Source organism: Myroides sp. DW712, from assembly GCF_046557355.1.
Lineage (GTDB): Bacteria > Bacteroidota > Bacteroidia > Flavobacteriales > Flavobacteriaceae > Flavobacterium.
In genome coordinates this window covers 35,748-58,416 of record NZ_JBKFDO010000017.1, presented here as the reverse complement: position 1 = coordinate 58,416, position 22,669 = coordinate 35,748, and the positions used below count along the sequence as shown (strand labels likewise).

The window sequence follows — 22,669 nt, the reverse complement described above, 5'->3', positions numbered from 1 at the left end:
CTGTAAACCGTGAACTGTTAACCGTAAACTATTTAATAATCGCGGGCTGTACCCATTTAAAAATATGTTGTTCTTTTCCAATGCTCATACGCTCAGCAATACGGAGCATACGTGCAGGTAATTTCATCAGATACTCTCGTGCTTTTTCTGCCTCGTCATTCAATCCCGTTAGTTTAGCTATTTCCCAACGATCAATTAATTTTTGCATGATTTCCACGTAATCAATGGCAGTATAAACCCCAATGCGTTGTGCGGAATCCGAAAACAGTTCAAAGGCATCTCCCATTTTTCCACCTGATTCACGAATCAGATTCGCAGGCATGGTGATTTTGCGTTTCATCATATCGACAAAAGCCAAGAGCATTTCACTTGGGTCTACTTTAAAAATGCGATCGACAAATTCAGAATAGGCATGGTGGTGACGCATTTCATCCCCTGCAATTAAACGGCAAATCTTCGCTAATTTGTGATCTCCATATTGTTTCGCTAGTTTTCCTACACGGTTGTGTGAAATATACGTAGCTAACTCCTGAAAACTAGTAAAAACAAAGTTTTTATATGGATCGCGATCTGTTCCAGGGTCAAAACCATCATTCAAGAGGTATTGTGTGGTAATTTCAACTTCTCGCATATTTACGCGTCCAGAAAGGTATAAGTATTTATTCAATAAGTCTCCATGTCGGTTTTCTTCTCCCGTCCAATGACGAATCCATTTGGCCCAACCGTTTCCGCTTTCGCCTTCTCTTTGGTTCACTCCATCTACATCCATCAACCATGATTCATACGTAGGCAAGGCTTCTTCCGTAATGGTATCTCCAACCAAAACTACCCAAAAATCATAAGGTAATTCTTTGGCAAATTCTCTCAATTCTCTGACGTCTTCTAAGAAGGATTCACTTTCCGAATTCGGTAGTAAATCAGAAGGTTGCCAAATTTTCTCCACAGGAATGAGATAATCATCAACAAAGCTATCTATATTTTTTTCCAAGAAGTGCATCACTTCTAAACGAACATTGTGTGTTGACATGTCAATTGGTTTTTGCTTCGCAACTAGCTCTTCGGTTTGGTTTAGTTTGTTTTGGGAGTAACTGCGAGAATTAGTATTTGTTTATTCTATTTTAGACTTTACGATAGCCTCAGTTTTAGCGAAAAGTTCATCAAAAGAATAATCGCTAATTTTCATGGGTTTATGTGCATAAAGACTAATATTGGCTCCTAATCCTAACGGAAATTTTCCAAATCGGAACAATTTCCATGAATTATTAATCGTCAAGGGTACAAGGTAAGCATCTGGTGCAAACTTACATAACATTTTAACCCCATTTTCGGAAAAACGTTTAGGTTGACCGTCACGGCTTCTTGTTCCTTCTGGGAAGATGACAGCCGAGCGGTTATATTTCGAGATATATTGACCTAACCCGCGAATTACGGTTAAGGCTTGTTTGGCATCTTTACGGTCAATGAGTACTGACCCGCCGTGTTTTAAATTGTAGGATACACTTGGAATACCACTACCTAATTCTTTTTTACTAACGAATTTGGGATGTTGTGGTTTAAAGAACCAAATAATCATCGGTATATCAAACATACTCTGGTGATTAGCAACAAAGACAACAGGTTTGTCTTTGGGGAGCTCTTCCTCTTTGGATACGCGATAGGTCGTCCCGAGAATTCCCGTGCATAACATAATCCACCAAACCATGGCATCCACTACTTTTTTATGGGCTTGATACCCAAAAAGATTTAAAGCTAACCATTGTAATCCATGAAAAAACAGGAGTACGAGTAACAAGCAGATAACGAATAGTACAGATAAGGGATATGAAATTATTTTTTGCATGAGCTCAATGTATATCTTGAGCAAATATACACTTTAAAAAAAAACCACCTTATAGAAGGTGGTGTCTTTTTAGCAATATTCTTTGTATGCGTCGATCAAATTTTCAGCAATCATCTCTGCAGGATGTCCTTCAATATGATGTCTTTCTAACATGTGAACTAATTCTCCGTCTTTAAACAAAGCCATTGAAGGAGAAGAAGGAGGGAAAGGGAACATATGTTGACGTGCTGCATCAACCGCGTCTTTATCCACACCTGCGAAAACGGTTACAATTTGTGCTGGTTTTTTTTCTCCTCTTAAACTCATAATTGCTCCTGGACGTGCGTTACGTGCTGCACATCCACAAACTGAATTTACCACTACTAGTGTAGTTCCTTCTTTGCTTAACGCAGCTTCTACTTCGTCTGCTGTATATAATGCTGAAAATCCTGCATCAACTAATTCTTGACGCATTGGTTTTACTATTTCTTCTGGATACATACTATTACCTTTAATTAAAAATTGTAATAACAAAGTTACACTTTTTCTCTTATTTTGTCCACTTTGAATGCTAAAGTATTCCCAAGATGCATTATACCTTCTTCTTAGGTTTCTTTTTCATCTTATTCAACCAAATGAAGATTCCCGTGATAGGTAAAGAAGTTGCAATCAAACAAGTAATAAAGTAAATCACTTTCGAAAACAAGCCATAAATATCTCCAAAGTGTAAGGCCCGAATTGAACTGGCAATTTTATCGCCTACTGATTTATCCGCAAAGATTTCTTTCTTGATTACTCCTCCGGAGTATTGATCGATAAACACGCGATCATTCACCGTCTCATTCCATCGTGCAAGTTCATTCTTATTGATTTCATAGGCGCCTGCTTCGTCTTTTGGTAAGCTCACAGATAGCGTACGATACGGATAATCCATTTCTTTATTTGCTATATCCACAGCTTCCTGTAGGGTAATAGTATTCTTATCTTGGATTACCGATTCTGGTTTTACTTCGTCCCGTCCTCCAAATACTTTGGTTCCCAATACCGCACTTAAACCATTTCTATACCACTCAAAAGACCAACATAATCCCGTTAATGACAGAATTAACACAAGTAACAAGGTATAAAACCCAAGGGTATTATGTAGATCATGGTTGATGCGTTTCCAGTTGGCATTAAACTTAATTTTGAATCCAGGTTTAAGGCTCTTCCATCCCTTTATTTTCTTAGGAAACCACAAGATAAGTCCTGAAATAGATAGAAAACAAAAGATAATCGTAGCAATTCCGACAATGGGTCTTCCAATGGACGAATCGAGTAACAACCAACGGTGCAATTTAAATACCGTCATGAAAAATTCATCTCCAGGACCTTTGCCTGTTCCTAAAATTTCACCCGTATAAGGATTGACGTGAACCGCATCAGGGCGTTTCCCTTCTTCTCCACTACGCACAGAAAACACATAGGGTTTGTTTTCCTTGCTCACTAGCATTACGCGTTGCACTTTCCCTTGGGTTGCGGTTTCAACTGCCTGCACCAATTCTTCGATGGGTTTACTTTGCCCTGTACCACGATCAGTTACTTCATAGCGTGTTGGTTCCATCCAACCTTGGATTTCCGTTTTGAAGGTGTAGATTGTACCTGTTAAACAAACCACAAAAAGGACAAGCGAACTTGCAATACCTAACCACAAGTGTAGGTCATTCATCAATTTTCGAAAAGGAGAAGTCTTTTTTTCTTTCATATAGGGATTCAAAAACGAACAAACACGATTTTATAGCATAAAACCGTGTTTGTACTTATTATTATTATTTCAATTATAATGACACTAATTAAAGGGCAATTCTAGAATCTGTATGTCAATTGTGCGGCGAAATTTCTTGGTGAAATCTCATTGATATATCCTCCTCTAAAGTACGAGGTGTATCCTCTTTCGTTAAAGATATTATTCATAAACACACTTAAGGTTGCGTTTTTGTATGTGTAAGCTGCTTGTGCATTCACTGTCGTATAGCTTGGCATATCAAAAGGACGAACATTTGTATTTGTATTATGACCCGAGTCTACTGTTATGCTGTATTCATTTACTGGGCGTTTTCCTACAAAATACACGCCAGCTCCTACCGATAATCCATTTAATATACCTTGATCAAATTTATAGTTCACCCATCCATTTGCCGTGTGCTCTGGTGCATTCATTGGCGCAGAACCATCTACATATTGTGGGCTATCTTGGTATCTTGCATACAGGTTTGCATAACCTAACATTACCTCTAAGTTGTTGGTAATTTTACCGTTGATTTCTAACTCAAATCCATTGCGTTTTAAATCTCCAGCTAAGATACTCTCTGTTGGAGATTGTATACCTGTTTCTGGATTGATATAAGGTGCAACTAAGTTATTTTGATTGATAAAGAAGTAGGTGAAATTCACTCCTAAATGATCGTTATACCAGTTTGATTTGAAACCAAATTCAACTTGTTTGATATCAGATGCTCCTGCATATCCTCCGCCGTGTAACAATTTGTTTGATTGTCTCAAGCTACTTGTTGTGGTATAGGAAGCAAAAGTGCTGATATTTTCTTGTGGTTTGAAGATTAATCCCAACATTGGATTCCAACGATCTACTGTTGCATTTTCTGTTGTATTACCATTCAAACGGCTGTAACGCAACCCTAACATGGCACTTAATTTTTCTCCAATCGCGATATAATCTTGTGCCATAAATCCGATGGTTGGTGACATGGTTCTTGTTGTAGCAATATCGCCATAAATTAGGTTGTCTGGTAAATGATTATCAATCGGTTCTAATACATTGATATCACTTCTAAAATCTACTAAGGCATCATTTCCTTCTTTATCTTTTCCCCATACTTTACCTGTTGTAGAACCTGCAATTGTTTTCGTTTGTCTGTAATCAAATCCAACTTGGAAGGTGTGTTTTAAAATACCGGTAAAGATGTCTTTTCCGATTAAATCGGCTTGGAATACTGAGTTATAATCATCGGATTGTCCTTTAGACACTGTACGTTTGATATTGCCATATTTACTCCAGTCATCGCCAATTTCCTTTTTAGGCGTAACTGTTGCTACGTTCGTTGAACGACCATATTCGTTATAGATTGATGCTGTATAAGACGCTCTAAAGCTCAATTTTTCTGTTAATTGTCTTTCCAAACGCGCCACGTAGTTTTGCATCGTGATTTTCTTGGTATCTCCTTTAAATCCTAAAAACTTATTATGCGGCATATCATATAACTTATTCGCATAATCTGGTCCTAAGTTTACGGTTCCTTTGTCCGTTACATAGTCCCCATTAAGGTAATCCATTTCAACCGTTACCTTGGTTTTGCTATCGATCTTCCAAGTTAAGGATGGGTTGATATAGAAATGTTCGTCATTGACATACGTTCTCCATCCGTCATTTCTTTCATAAGCTCCATTGAAACGGAAAGAAACGGTTTCTTTTTTATCTAAAACTTGTTCGAAATCTACTGTTGGTCGAACTTGACCATAGCTTCCTGTTCGGAATCCTACCTCTCTGTGATTTTTAAAGTTTGGCGTTTTTGTCACTAAGTTAATCACCCCACCAGCAGCCCCTAAACCGTTTCCGATTCCTTGTAATACTGCAGCAGATCCCTTAATTACCTCCACACTTTCAACTCCCTGCATATCAGCGATAGCTGATGCGGTTCTAAAGTCAGAATCCATTCCAACACCATTTCTCAATACAGGAGTACCTCTAAATCCGCGCATTGACATACTTTCTGCAGGTCCACCGTACGTAGAGAACTGAGTTACCCCAGCCACGTTACGCGCTGCATCTGTAATCGTCAACGCCCCTTGTTCTTTGATTACGTGTTCCGAAACAATACTGATAGATTGCACCTGATCTTGTAATCCAAGTGGTAAACGCGTGATATACTGAAGGTTTTTTACATTTTTATTACTTCTACCATAAACGGTGATATTCTCTAATTGACTATCTGCTACTAAAAGGAAATTGACAATTTCTTCGTTTTTAGCGAGGGTAATTTCACGTTGAGAAGTTGAATATCCAACAAAAGAAGCCTTCATGATTTGCTTTCCTTTCTGAACATTGTGTAATTTAAACTCTCCGTTCTCATTGGTTTGAACAGCTGTTTGTCCTTCACCCAAAACAACGGTTGCAAAAGGCAAGGGTTTATTTACCTCATCTACAACTCTTCCTTTGATCGTGATGTTTTGAGCAAAGCTTACCATCACGCCACAAAGAGTAACGAACAATGTAGTATACGTCTTCATACTGAATCTGTGTTATTTAGACTTATTAAAAACGCCACAAATGTAAAGTGATTCCAAATAATCTACAACTTTTATTTAGACTTTTTGCATATAGCGAATTTTAATAAAATTCACTTTCTGTCCATTTATTTTTAATAAAAACTAAAATATCAGCTAAAAAAAAAGAATATCGTATTTAAAACCAATAAAAAGCTTGCTCAATGTGTTCTATATCAGGGACAGAATTTTTTATACTAATAGCTACTATATCAAAACGAACTTCTTCCCTTCGTCGAGATTGCCGTACAAAAGCATCAGCTGCGGCAACTAATCGCCTGATTTGAGGGCTCTTTAAAAACTCTTGAGGCTGCCCAAAATCGGTGGAGCTTCTGGTTTTCACTTCTATAAAAACTAGAAAAGCATCCACTTCGGCAATAATGTCAACTTCTGCTTTTCTGTACGTCCAATTTCTGGCGATAATGCGATAGCCTTTCTCTTGTAAAAATTCAACGGCTAATTCTTCGCCTAGTTTTCCTAAATCGCGGGGATTACTCATGCATTTGATTTAACTAAAGGAGACCGTCACCTGATGGTCTTGTGCATCTAGTTCAACAATAGTGCCTAATTTTAACGCTCGATTAGATAATCCGTGTCCTGCAGGAAAATGGAATACCACAGGGTAGTTATAGTCTTTTACGGCATCGAGAATAATCTCTTGTGCATTATATCCAAAAGGGATGGAATTATCGTGCATATCCGTCATTCCTCCTACAATGAGTGCTGCTAAATCCGCCAACATCCCATTGCGCTTGAGGTTGTGCATCATGCGATCCACGTGGTATAAATATTCATCTAGATCTTCAATAAAGAGAATTTTTCCTTTGGTATCTATACTCGAAACCGAGCCTAACAAGCTATAGAGAATCGATAGATTTCCTCCCACTAAAACGCCTTTGGCTTTTCCGTTTCTATTACCAGAATCGGTTGTAAGGGTATAAGAAAGACACTCCCCAAATAGCGCTTTGTGTAGTGATTCCTTGGACTCTTCTTTCGCTAGAGGTACACTAAAGGCCATAATACCGTGAATGGTTGCAATACCGAGGTTATGCACATGACTGTGGAGGGTTGTCACATCACTGAATCCAACAATCCACTTGGGTTGTTGCTGCAATAAAGTAAAGTCAATTGAATCAATGATGCGCACCGTACCATATCCCCCTCTAGCACACCAAATGGCTTTGATTTGAGGATCTTTTAACTGTGTATTGAAATCGGCTATACGCTCCGCATCTGTTCCTCCTAGTTGAAAATTATCCAAGCCTATTGTCTGTCCTAACACTACCTCTAACCCCCATGATTCCAACAACGCTATAGCAGGTTGCGCTTCTTGTACAGAAAATTTTCGAGCAGTACACACGATAGCTACTTTATCGCCTGGTTTTAAATAAGGAGGGAGGATATAATTCATAGTTAACTAGATTGAAATTAAAAATCAAATCGCAGCTGTACAGCTACGGGTTTTTTCGCTACTTTTTTATTGTTTAGGTTACTCAAAGATACGCCAATCAGACGTACAGAGTTTTGCAATTTTTCTTGATAGAGCAATTCTTTCGCACAATTGAGGATAATACCTGCATCTGCAATAAAATATGGAAAAGTTATACTTCGAGTTTGTTGGACAAAATCGGCATATTTTAATTTTAAGGTTACCGTTTTACCAGCTAAACCTTGTTTTTTCATTCGCAAGCTCAACTCCTCAACAATGTGTACTAATTTGTTTTCTAAATATACCTCGGAACTCAAATTTTCATCAAAGGTGCGCTCCGTTCCCACGGACTTAATCAATCGATCGGGACTCACAGGCGAATTGTGAATTCCACGGACAATATAGTAATAAGCAGTCCCTCCTTTACCGAAATGTTCTTCTAGAAACTCCAGCGATTTTGCTTTCAAATCTTTCCCTGTAAAAATACCGAAGTGATACATACGATCGGCCGTTTTCTTGCCAATACCGAAGAACTTTTTTATTTCTAGGGCTTCAAGAAAAGATGCTACTTCTTCGGGGTTTATGGTTTTCTGTCCATTGGGTTTATTGTAGTCACTGGCCACTTTAGCGAGAAATTTATTAATGGATATCCCTGCAGATGCCGTTAGCTGTGTGCGTTCAAAAATTTTTTGTCGGATTTCCTGTGCAATTAATGTCGCACTTGGGCAGCCCATTTTATTTTCTGTCACATCTAAAAAAGCCTCATCTAATGCCAAGGGTTCTACTAGGTCTGTATATTCATGAAACACGGCGCGAATTTGTCTGGATACTTCCTTATAGCGATCAAAACGCGGCGGAACAAAAATAAGATGGGGACATTTCTTTTGCGCCAATATTCCACTCATTGCACTTCGCACGCCATATTGACGGGCTTCATAGCTCGCCGCAGCCACAACTCCTCTTTCGCTACTTCCCCCCACAACAATAGCCTTCCCTCTTAATTCGGGATTATCCAATTGCTCTACTGAAGCGTAAAACGCATCCATATCAATATGTATGATCTTTCGATTCATCCTTCGGCTATTTGGTTCAAAAATAGTTGAAAAAATTTAGTTTACATTCCCAAAAAAAAGTATCGTTTTTTTTTAACTTTTCGATGTATATCCAAGTGCTATTACTTAAATTTGTATGTATTTTAAATACTTTTTGAGTAAGTATATGTTTTTTATACCTAAAAAACGTTCACTCTACTATACTGTTATTTAATTCAAGAAAATACAAGCATAAAATGAATGATTTTTTAGCACAGGCGTTTATTTTTTTATTTGCCGCAGTAATTTGTGTGCTCATTTCGAAGAAATTAGGGATGGGTTCTGTCTTAGGTTACCTATTTGCAGGAGTTTTAATCGGTCCATTTGTCTTGGGATTTGTTGGAAAAGACGGAGCCGATATTATGCATGCCACAGAATTTGGTGTTGTGATGATGCTATTTTTGGTTGGACTGGAGCTCGACCCTAAAGAATTCTGGAAAATTCGGAAGGAAATCATTGGATTAGGTACGGCACAAGCTGTCGGAACGACCATCATCACCACAGCTGTTTGTTACTTTGCTATTGGCTTGAGCTTGGGAACGTCAATTACCATTGGATTTGTCGTTACCATGTCCTCTACAGCGATTATTCTCCAAACCATATCCGAAAAAGGACTCAATAAATCCAATGTTGGGAAATCGAGTTTTGCTGTTCTACTCTTCCAAGATATTATGGTGATTCCGGTAATGGCCTTAATTCCCTTACTTGCGGTTTCAAAAAAACTTCCGATATCCACCACGAACAGCAGTATGCTCGATGGACAACCAGTATTGATGAAAACCATGGCCATCTTAGGCGCTATTACTGTGATTTTTTTAGTGGGAAATTACATTGTAAACCCCCTGTTTAAGTCAGTAGGACGTTTGCAAATTCGCGAAATTTATACGGCTTCCGCTTTACTTTTAGTGATTGGAGTATCTTTATTGATGCAACAAGTAGGGCTCAGCCCCGCTTTGGGTGCGTTTATTGCAGGTGTTGTATTAGCAAACAACCCGTATAAACACCAATTAGAAAGTGATATTGAGCCCTTCAAGGCTTTGCTACTCGGTATCTTTTTTATTGCAGTAGGATCAACGATTAACTTTGATATTATCACCCGAGAGCCTCTAATTATCCTTTCACTACTCGTGGGTTCTATGGCGATTAAAGCGATTGTTTTATTTGCTATCGGAAAATGGAAGAAATTTCCTAAAGATCAATCTTTTCTCTTCGCTATTTTGCTTTCGCAAATTGGAGAATTTGCCTTTGTCATACTAGCTTTGGGAAAAACTATTAATATTATAGACCAAACGTGGTACGATTATCTCTTGGCAACCACTGCACTCTCGATGGTGGTGACGCCTATCCTAATGTTACTGAATGAGAAGTGGATTGGTCCTTATTTAGGATTAACCCCTTCGCCAACAGCTAACCAACCCTATGATGATTTATCACACATCAGTGCAGACAAGAAAATTATCATTGCTGGTTTTGGTGATTTTGGTAATACCATTGGTCGTTTACTACAAGCCAATGACATCCCAACGTTGGTATTAGATAACGACGCAGAACGCGTGGATCACTTGCGCAAGTTGGGCTTTAATGTGTACTATGGGGATGCGACCTCTATCAATATTTTAAAATCCATTGGAGTAGAAAATGCCGACTATGTCATTGCCGCTATGGATCCACCAGATGTGAATCAACACTTGGTTGAAGTTTTACACAAGAATTTCCCTGAAGTCGAGGTGATTATCCGCGCAAAGAACAGAAAGAATGCTTATGAATATTTACAAGATGGCTTTACTGAAGTGTATCGAGAAAACTTCTTTACGGCAGTTTACGTGGGATCAGTGATGCTAGAGAAACTGGGCTTGAGCCATGAAGAAGCGAGAACCCAAAGTGAACTATTTATTAAAAGTGACCGTGCTTCTTTGCGAAAATTAGCCAAGAACATCCACAATTTAGAAGATTACATCACAGTATCGCGTCTTGAATTTGAGCAACAATCCAATTTACTAAAGGATAGCTTGCGCCACAAAAGAGAAACAAAAGACACTTCAGATTTTACTGATTAACGATAAAAAAAATGGAGACGGCTGGCCGTCTCCATTTTTTTATATCATTTTTATTTTACTTTTTATCTGGTGTTTTCTCTACTGGTGTTACTACGGTATTTCCTGTTGGAATAAAGAATTCCATCGGGAAGCTCTTGAAGTATTTCAATACAGCCCAAGCCAACTCTCTGGTTTCTTTAAAGGGTATATTTCTAGAGCGAAATGCCAAGAGAATGGACAAACCGAAGCTCACGATAAAGTTCATAAATCCGATCAACCACATCCCGATAAAAGCCCAAACTAGCATGGATGTAGGAGCTTCAAATCCCGATCCATAATATCCAATGGCAATATTACCGCTCACAAAAGTAATGTGTCGAATATCAATATCTAGACCAATAAACGTACCAATGGCACCACAGGTTCCCATGAATAGACCGAAGCAGATATTCGAAGCAATTCCAGGCCATTTTGTATCCACCCAATTGGCTATTTTGGTAGAGCGTTGAAGTCCAAAATTGTATTTTAACCACGGATGTTCTTGGATGCGATAAAAAACGCGGTTGTGTTTATTTCTATTGGATACATTCCCCGAGATAATCCCAGACAAGAATAAGAAGATTCCTGCAATTCCTGCATGGAATAAGGCTTTTGATTCAATAGGATCGGCGTCAATTAGCATGCCTTTCCATTCTTTTTGAGCAATATTCACATCAAAGGCAGAATCAAATCCCCACATCAGCAACAAGGCAATAGGAAAGGCTAAGATGACGTTTCCGATAAAGGCAATAAACTGAGAGCGCACTAATCGAGCAAAAAGCTTAGCAAAACCAATGTGTTTATCTACACTATCTACATGCTGTTTTTGTCCGTCTTCAATGGCTTTGATAATTGCAGCAGCCGTCATAGCTGGTTGTTTTGTGGCTAAAGTAAAGCCCAACAAGTAAATTAAACAAAATCCTAGGGCATAGTTTAAACTATACAACATGGCATGACCGAAGATACTGGCATCTAATTTATGTGCCAATAACTTCAGAATACACATAAAACCAACGATAATTCCGGCTCCCATGGCACCTTTAAACATATCCCAATACTCTCCAGCGGTCTTGGTAATGTAGTGTTCTCCAGTTTTAGCCGTATGCTGGGTAATTTCATAGGAAATCAGTTGCGTACTTTCCTTAATTAAACCCGATACATTATACTTATAACAATTGTATCCAATTAACTTACGGGCTAGTTGAATGGTATTTTTCTTCTTTTCCAACGCAGTATCTTCTCCTTCGATGATAATCAACGAGAGCAATACATCCACGCGCTGTAACTGTTGTCTTAGACGCAATAAGCTCTGATTGACCTTAATGGATATTCCGTACTTGGAGCTGTTTTTAAAAGCTTGGTTGACGAAATCCAAACACTGTTTATGAAATATTTTAATCTGCTTGCAGTTAATATCAGCGAGCGTTAAATAGCTAATATTGCCTTTTAAGATACCCTCGGCCACCTCCATAAACTCATTTTCTAGAGCCAAGAAAGGACTTTCAAAATGGGAGTATTCAGGGACCATACTGATGATAGAACTCTCCATCGCTCTACCACTCATGCGTTGGGTAATTAATCCGATGGAGTTTAACAACTCTCCCATAACTGACTCGTCGGAAATTTTGGTAAAAATATCCGTAAAATTGAGTTGATCGAATAGTTCCAATAGCTGTTCTTCTGGAATTAAGTCTACCCACGCCGCATCGGTATGTTTGTGGAATACTTGATTCAACACATACTCATAGGTATCTTTTTCGGGTTGATAGGGTAATACTTTGGCCCATAAACGCTTTTTAACTTCATAGAAGAAATCAGAATCTTGTAAAATTCCCGCATCTGAAATCATGCGACTAAAACGCCTATTAGAAAGAAGTTCTTTCAAATATTCGATTAAGGCTAGCCGTTCAACTTCATGGGTTTTTAGATAAGATGTAAAAGAATCGATGGAAACTCGATTCGTTTTTTTTATATTTCGCGGTCGAAAAATATGTACAAGATCGACTAAAAATGAAATATCTTCACTTGTATATATTTTACCATCAACTACATATTTATTAAAAAGCTCCTCAATTCCTTGAGGTGACTGCAATATGTATCTTAATTTCATTTAAAAATATATTTTTTCCTTAACAGTTGAATAGAAATAACTATAACTTGGCATAAATTTACGTCTTTATTTTATATCCTCGAATTGAAATTGAAAGAAAATTTCTTACTAAACGCACAAATTCTGAAACATTAACCCAATAAAAACAGACAATTGGGCTAAGTTACCTCAACAGTTATCCCACGCAAATCGCACCTATTTACCTAGAGCAGGGCAAAGTATAAATCCCGATCAATAACCAAGGTCATATGCTATAATCCAAAAAAAGCCCCTTATTACCACACAGGTAACAAAGGGCTTTTTCACATGGAAAATCAACAATTTAAAAAGAAATAACACTCGGTTATTGATGCGTTTATCTATTTATTTGAATCCATCCTGTACGCATTTTACCATGAGTTACTACTACATAATAATAGGTTCCAGAAGGCAAATTATTTCCTCTTTTATCTTTACCATAAAACTCATCGGTATATTTTAAGCCGCTAAAAGCAAATACTTCGATTCCATTTCTATTGTAAATTTTCAGATTTGTCACCCCGTATTTGGACAAATCCAAGCGATCATTAATACCATCACCATTGGGAGAAAACCCTTTGGGCAGTTCACATTCTTCATAGGTTACACGGAAGCTTGATTGATCCGCACAAGTGACCTTTCCTTTGCCTGCATTTGCATAGATGTAAATCACTTGATCTGATATAATCTGTTCTCCTGGTTGCAAAGCTATTCCTTGACCATCTGCTTCCGTATAGTATTGATTTCCTATAGGGAGAACAGGTAGAGTATATAGTTCACAATGCATCACTTGGTCTTCTATTTCGTGGGCTGCAATAAATTCCAAAATTTCAATAGTGAATTTACTTTGTGCAACACAACCTTCTAGGGCGCCATATACGTATAATTGATGTTTACCAATTTGATCAAAGACAGTTCCGCTTTCGAATCGAGTTCCCTGTCCAAAGGCTTCTGTATAATAAGCTTCTCCTTCTGCTAATTCTGGAAGAACATAACTTTGACAAGCGATAATAGGCTCCACTTTTGTTGCTCCTGAAAGCTTATTCACCTGAAGTGTAAAACTTGAATAGGTAAAACAGTGGGTGTTCTTATGCTCCATTTTGATAAAGATTTCCGTTGGTTCTACTGCTGTCGTAGTGTACGTAGTAGATAAAGGATTCTCATTGGCTAATAAATCTTCTTCCGTAGCAAAATAGGTGAAAATAAAATCTTTGGCATCAAAATTTCCTGCAGCTTGATTATTGCTCTCTGTTAAATCAAAGGTATAAACAAATCCAGGCTCTCTACGGCAGGTAGATCTATTCTGAGGTTTTGTAATCGGGTGTTTCTCTTTGATAAAGCGAAACTCCTTATCTATGACTTGTTGTGTACCATTACAATGCATATAGGTAATACGTCCTGTATAAGTTACCGTTTTATCAATTGTAACCTTGATATCTTGTTCTTCGGTTAAGAATTCACCGTCTTTCAACCAACTAAATTCAGCGATAGATTCGCCACTTGGCACAAAGCGCCAAGCTTCATTCGCAGCCGTCCAGCTTCCTACATTTCGATTCGGCGGAACGGTTGCTGCTGTTCCCGTTGCATTTTGAATACCCACAAGCCCTAATCCTTCGTTGAAATTGGTACATGTAGGGCGATTTTTAATATATACCTCAATAATATTAGTTCCTTCGTATAACACAATTTGTGAGGTTTGTGTCGTTCCTTCAATATCATTGGCATCATACGGACATCTCTCCTTATCATACAGTCCTAAATGATAAATATTAAATACTAAAGCACGACAAGGGAAAGTACCTAACACTTGGTAATTAATCGAATAATCCGCTGGTGAATTATCAGGAAATAAATCCTGCATCACACCAAAAATACTATTAACGTAGGGAATGGTATTCCCACTCGCACTATTGGTAGGCAATTGGATGTTTGGATTCATCAAATAGCCAGAAGAAGAATCTGGAGTATACAATCCATTTTCAGCATGTCCACGAACACTAAAGGTAATCATCCCATTGGTACCAATTAATACCTTATTATATGACTTGCCATAAAAACAGAAATCAAATCCTAGATCAATTACTTCAGACCAATGGTCATCTTTAGTTAATGGAATTAAATTTCCTCCAATAAAAGGGAAAGGAGGTTTATATTCAATCGCTTCTACTGTATATTCCGAAGTATCTTTGATATCATAGTAGCTAGCGATTAGTTCTAGTTCCACATTTTCATCCTCACAAATAACATAGCTTCCATCCTCGGCTTGTGGTAGGTCAATCGGTTCTACCTCAATATTTGCACATCCTGGAGGATTAAAGAGGTTAAACAAAACCGCAGGACTCCAAGTACCTTGATCCGTATCCGAGCAAATAGCACGTACATAGACGTGATAGAAAGCTCCTTCAGCTGCCTCTCTAAACACATAGCGCGGAGTGTTTTCTACACGAATACCAGCGGTTAATGGCGTTGGATCCGGTTGATTAGACTCCACAATATAGACTTCCCATTGTTGTTCTTGTCCAAGCGGAGTCCAGGTAATCTCAATATTCGAAGAATTTGAAATTCGAACAGCTTCTACATCTGCCACATCTTTACAAGTAAATGGCTTAATCAATATGTTGTCGATGGCTGCTGGTGGTTGATCGCCACTGTAATTATCTTGTTTCCACTCAAATACGATACGCACATCTTGGCCTGCAAAAGCTTCAATATCCATACGCGTTTGGAATCGCTGGAAAGTAGAACTATTAAAAAACCCACCTACTTTTACTGCAACCGCTCGATCTGCTGCTGTAATCGCCACATTAGCTTGGGGAGTATAGGATATCGGAACAATCCATACGTTAACAAAATCTACGCCCACGTTTCCGCTAGTTTCATAATTGTACCTTTGTTGTCCGTTAGAACGCCAATCAAAACTAATCTCCAATTGGTCAAGGTCTGCGGGAATATGTACATTTTTATACGCATGTATAATTTGCGCTTTATTCACCGTGTATTTGTTATTCACTCCATTGTCATTTGAAATATACAAGGATTTCTGTCCTCCGTTATGTACGGCATTTCCTATCACCCATTGATTTGGCAACGCATGGGTCACTCCAATTTTAGGAGCTCCTTCAAAATCTTCATAGTAAGGCAATGGAGTTACTGTTACTAAAGGTGTTGTTGCAATAAAAGGTCCCGTCCATAGACTTGATTCTTCATTGCTACATTTAGAACGAATCCAAACATAATACATTGTTCCTTCCTCTAGATTCGTAAAGGTGTAATTTGATTCCGTTGCAGTATGGGTCGGAACTGTTGCTTCATTCACCGCAATTGCTTGATCGGTACTCAACACTAAATCATAGCTACTTTGCCCGTCTTGTCCTGTCCAACTCATATCGAATTCGCTATCTCGCATTGCATCAACCGTTACATCCGTTGGTGGCAAACAGCTTTTGATAAAGAATTCAATATTGTCAATCGCAGCAGCTGGATTATTCCCTCTAATGTTATCTTGCGTCCACTCGAAGATGATACGCATTGTACGTCCTAAATATTCTTGAGCAGGAATGATAATTTGTTCTGGTGCAAAATCTTGACTTCCCGAATAATATTCTCTTCCTAATCGCACGGCACGTCGGTTATCACTTTGCACTAATACCCCTGCACGTGGCGTATAATCTGCTGGCACAAGCCAAATACGGAAATTGTCATAATTTGCTTCTCCCATATTTCGCCAGTCAAACTTCAGTACCAATTCCATTCCCGTTGCAGGAATTGTAAAATCTTTATAAACATGGGAAGTTTGCCCTCTACCAGGTACTTCATGCGTATACTGATTGCTAACGCCATTATCATCAGAAATATACAAGGCTTTTGTTCCTCCATTATTCACGGCATTGCCAATAATCCACTTGTTTTGAGTATCATTGCGGTATCCAAAAACGGGATTTTGTTCAAAATCTTCCGTATAGGGTAAAGTTGCAGGATTTAAGTGTGTTTGTACAACAATAGGCCCTACCCAAAAACTCTTGTCACGTCCACAAACCGAACGAACCCAAAGGGTATAATACGTTCCTTCTGCTAAGTTAGTGAACACAAAGTTAGGATCTGTTGAACGATGGGTTGCTTCTGTCTCTTCGGTAGGTATGTCGCCTGTAGTTGACGCATACAATTCGTAAGAAGCAGCACCACTACCTGTCCAAGTAGTTGCAATCGTATTACTCGTTATCTCACCTGCAACAAAGTTGCTTGGTGGACTACAGCTTACTACTTCAACACTCAGGTTATCAATTGCCGCAGCAGGTTGATAGCCTCCATTATTATCTTGTTTCCATTGGAATACCAAACGATATACTTGTCCTTGTATTGCTTCTACTCCAACAACAACATTTTCTCTACTAAATTCAGTCTGTTGACCGTACATTTCACGTCCTACAAGAATGGCTCCTACCACATTTCTTGAAATAGTTCTTCCTCCTGTTGGAGCATAGGTTGTAGGCACTAGCCATACATTGAAAAAATCATAGTCCGCTTCTCCTACACAGCGCCAATCGAACCCGATAGCTAATTCTCTTACATCAGCAGGAATGACGATATCTTTATACGCATGTACCACTTGGCTATTAGCAGTTTCATAGGTATTGGTAACACCTTCATCTCCACTAATATACAAGCTATGCATTCCTGACGCATGCACCGCCTGCCCGATATACCAACGATTGGCACGATCTGTTGTAAAATCAAAAGTAGGATTTGCTTCAAAATCATCCACATAAGGCAAAGCCACAGGGGTATTAGGCAAGGTTATTTCTTGTGGACCAACCCAATCGCTGTGATTGGTATCAGAACACGCCGATCTCACCCATACCCAATAGGTTTGACCTGGCGTCAATCCTTCAAAAGTATGACTGGTAGTTAACGACTGATGCGTTGCTATTGAAGTATCCTCTGGGATGGTCGTAGCTACATTGCTTAAGAATAGTTCATAGGCTGTAGCTCCCCCCTCCCATTGTGTTTGGAATCCCTGATCCGATTCATTGCTAATTGTCAAAGCCGTCGGAGCTCCACAGAATGACGTGGATAGTTTCAAGTTATCGATAGCTGCTGGAGGGTTACTTCCGCTATGCTGATCGTTGATCCATTCAAAAATCAAACGCATCGTTTGGCCTTCATACAGCTGTCCATTGATGGTAATAACTTCTGTTGAAAACACACGGGAATCCGAAAAGTTCTCTCTTCCCAGTTGAACTCCTCCACTAGCGGCTGCAGTTATGCGCACACCTGCTTGAGGAGTGTATGTTACAGGAACCCACCACACGCTGAGTTTATCATATCGACTTTCTCCTACCCCTATCCAATCAAAGGTAAGCGTCATGTCCATTGCTCCTGCTGGAATTATAAAATCTTTAAAGATATGTGAAGCAATATCTACAGGCACATAGTTGGAATACGCATGTGTTTGTCCTCCATCATTGGAGATATACAAGGCTTTCGCTCCTCCGTTATGCACAGCATTTCCAATAAACCATTGGTTGATGGTATCATTGCTAACCCCATAATATTGTTCTGTTTCAAAGTCATCTATAAAAGGTAAGTCCGCTGGAATTAAAGAAGTTTGTACCGCTAATGGACCAATCCATCTTGAAGATTCGGTTCCACATGTTGAGCGAACCCAAATATGATAAGCAGTTGCCTGCGTTAAATTTTCAAAGGTATAATTCACCTCCGTTGTTGTATGTGTTGGCGTTGTAGTAGCTGTAGGTTCTTCACTTGAAGTGCCTAGATATAATTCATATCCTAGAACATTCACGCGCTCTTGCCATGAAACTGCAAGCGTATGAGCCGTAAGCCCATCTAACTGAAAAGCGGTCGGTTCACTACACAAAATTGGTTGAATTGTTAAATTGTCAATTGCCGCTGGATTTTGGCGTCCTCCACCATCATCTTGTTGCCATTCGAAAACAAATCGAACAGTTTGCCCTTGAAACTGACTGACATCTAGATTCTTAGAGAATGAAGTAAAATCATTGTTTTGATACAAGATATCAGAGTTAATCGCCAAAGCTTGCGGTTGATTTCTAAGCGATTCTCCTGCTTGCGGAACATAGGACTGAGGAATCATCCACACGCTTAAAAAGTCCATTGGACGATATTCGCTCGTATTGTAATCATATCCTCTCTCCCCTTGTGCGCGCCAGTCAAAGCTCACGGCTAACATATCGACTCCTTGTGGAATATCAATATTTTTATAGGCGTGAATAATTTGAGTTTGCTCATAATCATAGGTATTCGTTGCTCCTTGATCTTTAGTGATATACAGCGATTTTTGTCCGCCATGGTTCACCGCTTGTCCCACATGCCATTGATTAGGTTGGGCATAAGTAAAACCAAGGGTTGGATTAGATTCAAAATCTTCCATATAAGGCAAACCAATACTAGAAACCAAAGGTGTTTCCACAAAATAAGGACCTACCCAATTACTTTTATCACTGCCACTACAGCTTGATCGAAGCCAAGCATGATATTTTGTTACCTCATTTAAGTTTTCAAAAGAATAGGTTGTTTCACTAGTTGAAGCTAAAGGAGTCGTTGTTTCATCGGGACGCATACTCAAGTCATCGGTTACAAAAACCTCATAACTACTTGTATTCGCTGCTGCGGACCAAGATAAATCAAAAGCTCCCGTTCTGATATTGGATACTCGCCCATCTGCAGGAGCCAAACAATTAATTGCAATAATCTGCAAATTGTCAATTGCAGCGGCAGGATTCTGTCCGCTGCTCGTATCTTGCGTCCATTCAATAATCAATCGCATCGTCTGCCCCGCGAATGAAGTCGCATCTAAAAGCAGTTGTTCTGATTTAAAGTTAGCCGAATTAGAATAGGCTGCTTGTCCTACGCGAATCATCGTACGGTCTCTTTCATTTATATTTGTTCCTGCTTCAGGAGTAAATGAAAGAGGTGCTAACCACATTTTAAAATTATCATACGAACCTTCTCCTACGCATCGCCAATCAAAATCAATACCCAACTGCAAGGCATCAGCAGGAATAACAAGATCTTGATAGACAAAAGATACTTGCTTTCGATTCAAATTAGGATTGTACTCATTGGAAACTCCTCCATCTTTGGAAATATAAAGCGATTTAGTTCCTCCATTACTAACAGCAGATCCAATAAACCACTTATTCACATCGTCATTGACAAAAATAAAAGTCGGAGTTCCTTCAAAATTTTCTCGATAGGGAAGTGTTTTCGCCACGAGTAGGGTCTGTATCGCTAAGGGACCAATCCAAATACTATTTTCATCCTCACAAAAGGAACGTGCCCAAATAAAATAGTTGGTTGCAGGTTGTAATTGATCGACAATCAAGCTATTGGTCGTCGATGTATAAGTATTTGCATTTGCTAGAATCTCATCCGTTCCTATACGAATTTCATAGCGTTGATCTGCCTGCGCAATCCATTCTACTTTCATTGACTCTGCACCAATCGTACTCACGTGAAAATCCATAGGTGGCGCGCAGGATATCTGCTCAATTTTCAAGTTATCAATTGCTGCTGCAGGCTGTGCTCCTCCACCACTCTCTTGCTTCCATTGAAATACCAAGCGATAAACCTGTCCCCCTTGTTCTCCAACAGGAACAACAATCGTTTCACGTTTAAAGACAGTATTCTCTTGGTAGTAACGCAATCCGATCTGTCTTACGCCTTCTTGATTGGCATTTATCGCCGTACGAGCTGCAGGAACATAGTTCGCTGGAACCAACCAAACGCTCAGATAATCCTCATCGCGCTCTCCCACCGAACGCCAATCAAAAGAAATGGCAATATTTTCAGCCTGTTGAGGCACGGTAAAATCTTTATAGACATGAGATACCTGATCGTAATACAAGGAATAATCATTGGATCGTCCTTCATCTTTACTGATGTATAGCGCCTTATCGGCATTACTTTTTGCACCACCACCAATGAACCATTGGTTGGTTCTATCGTTGCTGTAACCATAGAGTGGATCTTGTTGAAAATCTTCCTCATAAGGTAAAGAAACGGGTGTCATTGGTAAATGTATGGCGAAAGGTCCAGCCCAACCACTCTGATTATAAAAGCTATCCGAACAATTGCATCGCACCCACACATACAGGTTGACCTGATTCTCTGGTAAATCAATCGTCAATGTTGATGCTGTTGCCGTATGTGTTGGCGTCATTCCTCCTGTACTTTCTGTACTTCTTGGACCTATAAATAAATCATACGAATTGGCATCTGAAACCGCCTCCCATTCCAATGTATAAGATGTGGTCGAAACACTTCCTAATCGCAACCACTCTGGTGCATAACAATAGGCAAATGCAGCAGCTTCCTCGTATTTATTCTCTTCAGAAACTGCAGCAACTTCTAGCGTCCGAGACTCTAGATGATCGCTATTTACTGTTGTATTGGCCCGTAGGACATAGCCCCACAAAACAAAAAAATGTAACGTTACTAACAAGGTATTTCTTACCTTTATCGTGCTCATATTTGCTGTGTTTTAATTTAGACCAAATATAAATAGCAATTAAAACATTACAAATTGAGAAGCGAACTATTCCTTTAGCAGAGTGATGTTGGATTTAAATCAAAAAAATTAAAAGTATAATAAAATGGCTTATTTTTAGCTGCATTTCGGCGCTAATTATCTTTTTATAGGCATAAAACACAAAACTGTTAACGTTTTACTTTTATTTATAATGTAGAAAAAAGAGAGACATTCAACTCAAAAGCATGTTTTTTTCTTAAAAAAGCTTATAAATCACCAGAAAACAAAATACTATATTTGTCTGAACTCCATCTTAGAGCGAAAAAATACATTCATTTACCTGCCATTTAGCGATTGTCTGCGTTAGTTGCTGGCTACGGACAGGCTTAACAAGCTGTTTAGTTGCAATAACTTTAGTGCCTTGCTAGGCAGCTCATTATTCGCTTATTTTCAACTAAAGAAAAGATTTAATTTATTTAAAAAAAAATTACTACCCAGGTTTGATTGTAGTGCAAAAAAAAAGATGTGCGGTGCACATCCTCGACTTGTAGAAAAATTCCACACTACCATTCTACACTTTTTTACTTTGTAAAGACATTTTGGTCTTCCCTATCTCTCTTTAAAAAAGTTATTTTTTAAACTTTTCTGGGCTTTCTTAATCAAAAAAAACTGATTTTATTTTTGTTGTTTACTCCAATAGGTGTGTGTGTTATTTACTGAATATCTTCAATCATACGCTCTACTTTAACATCTAAAACGCCACGACCAACATTGTCAGTTAAGTCCATAAAGGCACGTTTCGAGATATCAACAGATCGTCCTTTTGTAAACGGTCCGCGATCAGTCACTGTGAGTACTACTGAACGCTTATTTTTTAAGTTTGTCACTTTAATTTTCGTCCCAAAAGGTAATGTTTTGTGTGCTGCCGTGTATTTTGAGTTATCGAAAATCTCCCCACTAGCAGTCTTTCTTCCAGAGAATTTATCGTGATAATAAGATGCTTTTGTTTCATCATTTACCATTTCGAATGAATCCTCTTCTACTTCTGCCATAATGATAGAATCTTCTTCAACTACATTCACATCTAACGTTGCTACTGTATCTACTACTTGCCCCATGCTAACTGCAACGAGTTTGTTCTTTTCTTGTAATTTACCTGCTGCTTCAAAACTTGATAAAGTGAAGATTACTAGTGCAAAAATTATATATTGAAAATATTTCATATTCTACGTTTCAAAAAATAGACATGAATTCAAAAACAAGAAGTATACCAAAACAAAAAAAGAGAGCCAGAAGCT

The 22,669-nt window shown here is 38.7% G+C and carries 12 protein-coding genes; 1 reads left to right on the top strand and 11 read right to left on the bottom strand.

Features of this window, described 5'->3' with window-relative positions:
• Positions 1 to 28 precede the first annotated feature (28 nt).
• From ACLJX0_RS12775 to dinB, 8 genes are all read right to left on the bottom strand, one after another.
• Positions 29 to 1,027, bottom strand: a complete 999-nt coding sequence (locus ACLJX0_RS12775) for an acyl-ACP desaturase (RefSeq protein ID WP_410880952.1) — start codon at positions 1,025 to 1,027, stop codon at positions 29 to 31.
• A gap of 81 nt (positions 1,028 to 1,108) precedes the next feature.
• Positions 1,109 to 1,840 carry a lysophospholipid acyltransferase family protein gene (locus ACLJX0_RS12770; RefSeq protein WP_410880950.1) on the bottom strand — a complete coding sequence of 244 codons (732 nt, stop codon included), beginning with the start codon at positions 1,838 to 1,840 and terminating at the stop codon, positions 1,109 to 1,111.
• Positions 1,841 to 1,909: 69 nt separating this feature from the next.
• A complete protein-coding gene (locus tag ACLJX0_RS12765; RefSeq protein WP_182628662.1) occupies positions 1,910 to 2,320 on the bottom strand; it encodes a BrxA/BrxB family bacilliredoxin in 411 nt (136 codons plus the stop codon).
• Between the two features lie 91 nt (positions 2,321 to 2,411).
• On the bottom strand, positions 2,412 to 3,563 hold the full coding sequence (locus ACLJX0_RS12760) for a PepSY-associated TM helix domain-containing protein (RefSeq protein ID WP_410880948.1): 1,152 nt from the start codon (positions 3,561 to 3,563) through the stop codon (positions 2,412 to 2,414).
• Between the two features lie 101 nt (positions 3,564 to 3,664).
• Positions 3,665 to 6,103 (bottom strand): TonB-dependent siderophore receptor, encoded by a 2,439-nt coding sequence (locus ACLJX0_RS12755; RefSeq protein ID WP_410880947.1) that lies wholly within the window; start codon positions 6,101 to 6,103, stop codon positions 3,665 to 3,667.
• A gap of 175 nt (positions 6,104 to 6,278) precedes the next feature.
• Positions 6,279 to 6,638 (bottom strand): YraN family protein, encoded by a 360-nt coding sequence (locus tag ACLJX0_RS12750; protein ID WP_410880945.1) that lies wholly within the window; start codon positions 6,636 to 6,638, stop codon positions 6,279 to 6,281.
• Positions 6,639 to 6,647: 9 nt separating this feature from the next.
• Entirely contained in the window at positions 6,648 to 7,550 is a 903-nt protein-coding gene (locus ACLJX0_RS12745; protein WP_410880943.1) for an LD-carboxypeptidase, read from the bottom strand.
• 17 nt (positions 7,551 to 7,567) lie between these two features.
• Entirely contained in the window at positions 7,568 to 8,641 is a 1,074-nt protein-coding gene (gene dinB, locus ACLJX0_RS12740) for a DNA polymerase IV (protein WP_410880942.1), read from the bottom strand.
• A gap of 215 nt (positions 8,642 to 8,856) precedes the next feature.
• On the opposite strand from dinB, the gene ACLJX0_RS12735 reads away from it, so the two are divergent.
• Positions 8,857 to 10,716 (top strand): monovalent cation:proton antiporter-2 (CPA2) family protein, encoded by a 1,860-nt coding sequence (locus ACLJX0_RS12735; RefSeq protein WP_410880941.1) that lies wholly within the window; start codon positions 8,857 to 8,859, stop codon positions 10,714 to 10,716.
• 55 nt (positions 10,717 to 10,771) lie between these two features.
• Here the strand turns inward: ACLJX0_RS12735 and ACLJX0_RS12730 are convergent, their stop codons facing one another.
• The 3 genes from ACLJX0_RS12730 to ACLJX0_RS12720 all read right to left on the bottom strand — a co-directional run bounded on the left by ACLJX0_RS12730 (position 10,772) and on the right by ACLJX0_RS12720 (position 22,594).
• Positions 10,772 to 12,844: a site-specific recombinase gene (locus ACLJX0_RS12730; protein WP_410880940.1), complete on the bottom strand. Its 2,073-nt coding sequence runs from the start codon at positions 12,842 to 12,844 to the stop codon at positions 10,772 to 10,774.
• A gap of 355 nt (positions 12,845 to 13,199) precedes the next feature.
• Complete coding sequence (locus ACLJX0_RS12725; RefSeq protein WP_410880938.1) at positions 13,200 to 21,371, bottom strand: fibronectin type III domain-containing protein; 8,172 nt, start codon at positions 21,369 to 21,371, stop codon at positions 13,200 to 13,202.
• 713 nt (positions 21,372 to 22,084) lie between these two features.
• Positions 22,085 to 22,594, bottom strand: a complete 510-nt coding sequence (locus ACLJX0_RS12720; protein ID WP_410880937.1) for a septal ring lytic transglycosylase RlpA family protein — start codon at positions 22,592 to 22,594, stop codon at positions 22,085 to 22,087.
• Between the last annotated feature and the right edge of the window lie 75 nt (positions 22,595 to 22,669).